Below are 6,124 nucleotides of genomic sequence, written 5' to 3'. Positions count from 1 at the left end.
TTAAACACATCGAATCGCGAGCTGTCGGCGACATCGTCCTCGACAGCCGTATTGTCTATCGCGACAGCCCCATGCAGAATGAAGAGCTTTTCGATTTCCTGAGCCGCCGCCAGCAGGTTACCCTCTACCCTGGACGCCAACAGTCTAACAGCCTCACTGCTTAGCCGCATGCCTCTGCGCTCGGCGCGACGTTGCAGCCATTGCAAAAATTCCTGACCTTGCAGCGGCCAGACCTGTACCACCACACCGATGCTTTCCAAGACCTGGAACCACTGCGACTTCAACGAAGCCGTTTCCAGCTTCCCTGCGCTAATCAATAAAATCGTCTCGCTAGGGAGCTTCTTGCAATACTCGACCAGAACCTTGCCGCCCTCGACGCCCGGCTTGGCCGACGGTAATCTCAAATCGATCAGTTTCTTGTCGGAGAATATCGACAGGGATTCAGCTTCGGCAAGCAATAGCGGCCACTCGTTGCCGGTCTCCACCGATACCACTTCGCGAGTCGTGTAGCCTGCCCGCCGGGCGGCGGCGCGGATCTCGTCGGCCGCCTCACCGAGCTGCAGCGGCTCGTCGCCACCGACCCAATAAACCGGCGCGAGACTTTTTTGCAATGCGCCGGCGAGTTGCTCGACCTTCAAGCGCATCGCTATTTTTTCTGATTGTCGACGGCTATCCTGGCCCTAGCCAACAACATCCGGGCTACTTGCTTGTACATCTCGGAACGGATCAATTGCTCCTCGTTGGTTTTTGCCAGGATTGCGGTTTGGTCGTTGAAATACTCGCGGCTCATCTCTATCGTTTGTTCCTCCATCAACGGCTTTTCCTGGCTGTCGTACATCTGGAACCGCAAATAATATTCCAGCTCCGACTCGTTGGACTTACCGGTCGAGCCGATAGACAGGGTCCGGCGGCGCATGTCTTCCTTCAATACCTTAACCACGACGCCCGCCTCGTTCGGCGAACCGACGATCTTGCCTTTGGAGGCGCGAACGATGGACTGCATCTGGCTTTGCAGCTGCTGAGACGCACCGAATACGTAAACGTTCTTCATCGCTTCCGGCATATCGACCGAGCCGCGCAGGTGATAGCCGCAACCGGTCATACCCGCCGCGATTAGAAGAATGCCGGCTCGCAAACCAAGCCTTTGCCGAGGGCTGAACTTAAACAACGATATTCACCAATTTACCGGGCACGACGATCAGCTTTTTGATCGGCTTACCCTCCAGAAAGCGCTGCACGTTGGCGTCGGCCAAGGCCAAGGTTTCGATCTGTTCCTTGGAGGCACTGACCGCAACCGCCAATTTGCCGCGCAATTTGCCGTTGACCTGCACCACCATCTCGATGCTGTCCTGCACCAACGCCGACTCGTCCAGTTCCGGCCAAGCCGCGGCGACGATGTCGCTGTCGCGGCCCAGATCGTTCCACAGTTGCTGCGCCGCGTGCGGAATGATCGGCGCCAACATCAACACGATGGCTTCCAGCACTTCCTGGCGTACCGCCCGGCCGTTGGCGCTATCGTCCTCGAATTTGTTCAACGCGTTGACCAGCTCCATATTGGCGGCAATCGCGGTGTTGAAGGTGTGACGACGGGCCATGTCGTCGGTCACCTTTTGCAAGGCCTGGTGCAACTGGCGGCGCAAGGCTTTCTGATCGTCGCTCAGCGCGGCCTTGTCCAGCGGCGCTTGCGGCAAACCGGCTTCGACATGCAGATACACTTGCCGCCACAAGCGCTTCAGGAAACGAAACGCACCTTCGACACCGGCGTCGTTCCATTCCAGCGATTGGTCCGGCGGCGACGTGAACATCGTATACAAACGCACGGTATCGGCGCCGTATTTGTCGATCAGCACCTGCGGATCGACACCGTTGTTCTTGGATTTGGACATCTTCTCGATCGCGCCGACCGTGACCGGCGAACCATCTTCCAATAACTTGGCGCCGACGATCTTGCCCTTGGCGTCGCGCTCGACTTCGATCTGGGTCAGGTTGAAATACTTTTTATGGCCGTGTTCGTCGAATTGGTAAAAAGTCTCGGCGACCACCATGCCCTGAGTCAGCAGGTTTTTGAACGGCTCGTCGCAGACCAGCAAGCCTTCGTCGCGCAGCAATTTGTTGTAAAAGCGCGAGTACAGCAAATGCAGAATCGCGTGTTCAATACCGCCGATGTAATGGTCGACCGGCAGCCAGTAGTTGGCGCGTTGGTCGAGCATCGCCGTGTGGCAATCGCTGCTGGCGTAGCGGGCGAAGTACCAGGACGATTCCATAAAAGTATCGAAGGTATCGGTTTCGCGCCGCGCCGGTTTGCCGCATTTCGGGCAGGTCGTGTGCGGGAAGGCCGGATGCGCGGCCAATGGCGACTGCGATCCGTCCAGCACCACGTCGCGCGGCAAGGTCACCGGCAATTGCTCGTCCGGCACCGGCACCGTACCGCAGTCGTCGCAATAAACCACCGGAATCGGCGCGCCCCAGTAACGTTGGCGGGATACGCCCCAGTCGCGCAATCTGAAATTGGTTTTGCGCTCGCCCTTGCCGAGGCCGGTCAATTTGGCGGCTATGGCGTCGAAAGCTTGTTTGAAATCCAGACCGTCGAATTCGCCGGAGTTAAGCAACACCCCTTTATCGGTGAAGGCCTTTTCAGTAACGCTATCGTCGCTACCGTCGGCCGACGCAATCACTTCTTTAATCGCGATGCCGTAGCGTTTGGCAAATTCGTAATCGCGCTGGTCGTGAGCCGGGACCGACATCACCGCACCGGTGCCGTAACTCATCAACACGAAGTTGGCGATCCAGACCGGCACCGACTCGCCGGTCAAAGGATGAATCGCGTTGTAACCGGAGGCGATGCCGCGCTTTTCCATGGTTTCCATTGCCGCTTCCGAGGTTTCCATCTGCTTGCAGGATTCGATGAATGCAGCAATCTCGGCATTGGTTTCGGCGGCTTTTTTGGCGACCGGGTGTTCGGCGGCGACGGCGACGTAAGTGACGCCCATCACGGTGTCGGGACGGGTGGTGTAAATCCGGATCGGCGAATCGAAGCCCTCGACCGCGAAATCCATCTCCACGCCTTCGGAGCGGCCGATCCAGTTGGCCTGCATGGTTCTGACCTGCTCCGGCCAGCCCGGCAGTTTTTGCAGATCGTCGAGCAATTCCTGGGCGTAGGCGGTGATTTTCAAAAACCACTGCGAAATTTCTTTTTTCTCGACTGGCGTATCGCAACGCCAGCAGCAACCGTCGATGACTTGTTCGTTGGCCAGTACGGTTTGGTCGTGCGGACACCAGTTGACCGGCGCGGTTTTTTTGTAGACCAGGCCTTTTTCCAGCAGGCGGATGAAGAACCATTGTTCCCAGCGGTAGTATTCCGGATCGCAAGTCGCCAGCTCGCGGCTCCAGTCGTAGCCGAAGCCCAGGCGTTTGAGCTGGTCGCGCATGTAGTCGATATTGGAATAGGTCCAGTCGGCCGGATGTACCTTGTTTTGCATCGCCGCGTTTTCGGCCGGCAAGCCGAAGGCATCCCAACCCATCGGTTGCAACACGTGTTTGCCTTGCATGCGTTGGAAGCGACTGATCACGTCGCCTATCGTATAGTTGCGCACGTGGCCCATGTGCAGCTTGCCGCTCGGGTAGGGAAACATCGACAGACAGTAATACTTTTCCTTGCCGGTGTTCTCGACGGCCGTGAAAACCCCGGATTTTTCCCACTCGGCTTGGACTTTTTGTTCGATGGCCGTGGGGTTGTAATGCTCTTCCATCCTGTTCGTCTTATGCTATAAAAAGGCGCTAGAATACCTTAGAGGCGGGTAAATCCAAAGCCTCAAATCACTATAACAACCGGGAGCAACCATGGGCGAAAGCAAACTGACCAAAGCGTACGACGATCTGATGGGCCATCTCTACGAAGCGATGGACGATACCCTGCATACGGTCGCCGACGCGTTGGAAATCGCCAAGGAAAAAACCAGCGCACTGGGCGGCCATACCCAAGAGGAAATCAATAAAATCGCCGATTACGTCATGCGCGACGTCGAACATGTCGCCGCTGCGCCGCAACTGGAAAATCCAAACGATTCGTGGTCGGAGTGGCTGAAGTTCGACCTCGAACTGATCGAAAACTTCGCGCTCGATGCCTTTATGAGTATCGCCGACAAAACCCGCGTCAAACTGGCGGCGCTGGAGATGGAAGCCAAGCAATACCACCCTTACCAAAGCGGCGACGTCACCGGCCCCGGCACCTTCGTCTGCGATGCCTGCGGCAAGCAAATCGCCTTCAAATCAACCAGCGTGCTGCCCGATTGCCCCGAGTGCAAGGGCACCCAGTTCTCACGCTGTTGATATTGCAAGCGTTAACCTTATAATGCGGGCTTTTATTTGCTAACTGTCGAGGGCAATCATGCGCAGGGTGATTTTCAATCAGAAGGGCGGCGTGGGCAAATCCACGATAACCTGCAATCTCGCGGCCATCAGCGCCGTGGAAGGCAAAAAAACCCTGGTCATCGACCTCGACATTCAGGGCAACTCCACTCAGTATCTGCTTGGCGCCAAAGTCGGCGACCCGGATAAAACCATCGCGCATTTCTTTAAGGACAATCTGGGATTGGGCCTATTCGGCGGCGGGAAGGAAGGCTTGGAAAGCGCGATACACGAAACCCCGTTTCCGAATCTGTATGTCATCCCGTCTCACCCGGATCTGGAAGCGCTGCAAGGCCGTTTGGAGTCGCGTTACAAAATCTTCAAGTTGAAGGAAGCGCTGGAAAAGCTGGAAGGCTTCGAACACATTTATATCGACACGCCGCCGGTGTTGAACTTTTACAGCCAGTCGGCGCTGATCGCGGCCGAAAAATGCCTGATTCCGTTCGATTGCGACACCTTCGCCCGCGAAGCGCTGTACACCTTGATGCGGGCGATTGCCGAGGTTAAGGCCGACCACAACGATAAGCTGCAAATCGAAGGCATCGTGGTCAATCAATACCAAAAGCAAGCCAACCTACCCCGCCAATTGGTCGAGGAATTGATTGCCGAAGGTCTGCCCGTACTGGAAACCAAGATATCGACCTCGGTCAAGGTCCGCGAATCGCACTCGGACGCCCAACCACTGATCCACTACGCACCCAGCCACAAATTGACCGAGGAATATCGGGCGCTGCATAGTGAAATTCACAAATAGGCCGGCGATCCATGAAAAAAGCCTCGCATAAGCGAGGCTTTTTTGTTGACTACCAACGAATCCAGGACCCTCGCGGCTTAAGCCTTGCGGCGCGCGCCACCGACCAAGCCCAATACCACCGAACCGAACAACCAAACCGAGCCCGGCAACGGTACTGCGGTCAACGCACTGCCCGACACCGTGACCATATCGAAACGCCAGGTACCGGCGGCCCCATAGGATTTGGTCGGATCGGAAGCCAGATAACTATTGCCGCCCGACGCGAACGCCGCCACGATGCGCACGCCGAAAAAAGCGTTATCGGCAACGCCGGCGATGCCGCTGAAATCCACGCTACGGCCGTTAAACCAAGTATCGCCGGCATTGCCCTCGAATTGGACCATGTCGCTCCAGACAGAACCGTCCAGCGTGTATTGCACTTGTTCATAACGAGAACTGGTGTTGCTATGCCGCAGGTCGTAGCTGATCGTAATATTCTCGAAGCCCAGCGTGCTAACCAGGTATTGCGTGCCGCGCGACTTGTTGCCCGCCGATTGCGCCGCGTAACTGGTGGTTTGCCAACCGCTATCGTCGCCGCTCGCCGGATCGGACGAACCGCCGCTGGCATCGCCGCTACTAAAGCTGCCGGTGACGCCCAACAAGGTCGCGCTACCAACGCCAATCGCGGGCGTGGTTAGGCCGGTACCGGTGGCCGCGTCGGCCGGATTGGAGTTGAAATTCCATTGAGTGATCACGGCGGCTTCGGCGCCTGGGCCAGCCGATAATGCGCCGAGCACTGCCATCATTTTGAATCCGAAATTCATATCGTTTCTCTGCTTGAAATTCCGGCCATGGACCGGCGGCCCGCGCAAGCGCGCTGATCGCCCGTTACAAACCGGCATGTTAACGGTAGGTTAAAATTAAGACTTAGAGGGCTTCCCTGCCCTCCCGCGGGAATCAGCCCCGGCGGCGCAAACCGATCAG

At 57.0% G+C, this 6,124-nt stretch carries 6 protein-coding genes; 2 read left to right on the top strand and 4 right to left on the bottom strand.

What is annotated here, in order from left to right:
* The 3 genes from holA to leuS form a co-directional block, all read right to left on the bottom strand.
* Window positions 1–644, bottom strand: a 644-nt coding sequence (holA, locus tag AC3B8H_RS17365; RefSeq protein ID WP_488442802.1) for a DNA polymerase III subunit delta, incomplete at its 3' end; no start/stop codon positions are given.
* 2 nt (window positions 645–646) lie between these two features.
* Window positions 647–1,168, bottom strand: a complete 522-nt coding sequence (locus AC3B8H_RS17360; RefSeq protein WP_488442801.1) for an LPS-assembly lipoprotein LptE — start codon at window positions 1,166–1,168, stop codon at window positions 647–649.
* A complete protein-coding gene (leuS, locus tag AC3B8H_RS17355) occupies window positions 1,161–3,749 on the bottom strand; it encodes a leucine--tRNA ligase (protein ID WP_488442800.1) in 2,589 nt (862 codons plus the stop codon). Before leuS ends, AC3B8H_RS17360 begins: the two co-directional genes overlap by 8 nt.
* Window positions 3,750–3,840: 91 nt before the next feature.
* On the opposite strand from leuS, the gene AC3B8H_RS17350 reads away from it, so the two are divergent.
* Together AC3B8H_RS17350 and AC3B8H_RS17345 are read left to right on the top strand one after the other, a co-directional pair.
* The gene (locus AC3B8H_RS17350; RefSeq protein ID WP_488442799.1) at window positions 3,841–4,329 is read left to right on the top strand and encodes a zinc ribbon-containing protein; all 489 of its coding nucleotides are present in this window, start codon (window positions 3,841–3,843) and stop codon (window positions 4,327–4,329) included.
* 58 nt (window positions 4,330–4,387) lie between these two features.
* Window positions 4,388–5,161, top strand: coding sequence for a ParA family protein (locus AC3B8H_RS17345; protein ID WP_488442798.1), 774 nt, complete (start codon window positions 4,388–4,390; stop codon window positions 5,159–5,161).
* 77 nt (window positions 5,162–5,238) lie between these two features.
* On the opposite strand, the gene AC3B8H_RS17340 is transcribed toward AC3B8H_RS17345, so the two are convergent.
* Window positions 5,239–5,964 (bottom strand): hypothetical protein, encoded by a 726-nt coding sequence (locus AC3B8H_RS17340; protein WP_488442797.1) that lies wholly within the window; start codon window positions 5,962–5,964, stop codon window positions 5,239–5,241.
* Window positions 5,965–6,124 lie beyond the last annotated feature (160 nt).

The organism is Methylomonas sp. BG-2, assembly GCF_057766305.1.
This window is presented reverse-complemented; position numbering and strand designations above follow the sequence as displayed.

What these genes read in the sequence shown, in the direction of transcription:
- AC3B8H_RS17340 (WP_488442797.1), bottom strand. Translation starts at nt 5,964, where the DNA reads ATGAATTTCGGATTCAAAATGATGGCAGTGCTCGGCGCATTATCGGCT.
- leuS (WP_488442800.1), bottom strand. Translation starts at nt 3,749, where the DNA reads ATGGAAGAGCATTACAACCCCACGGCCATCGAACAAAAAGTCCAAGCC.
- AC3B8H_RS17350 (WP_488442799.1), top strand. Translation starts at nt 3,841, where the DNA reads ATGGGCGAAAGCAAACTGACCAAAGCGTACGACGATCTGATGGGCCAT.
- AC3B8H_RS17345 (WP_488442798.1), top strand. Translation starts at nt 4,388, where the DNA reads ATGCGCAGGGTGATTTTCAATCAGAAGGGCGGCGTGGGCAAATCCACG.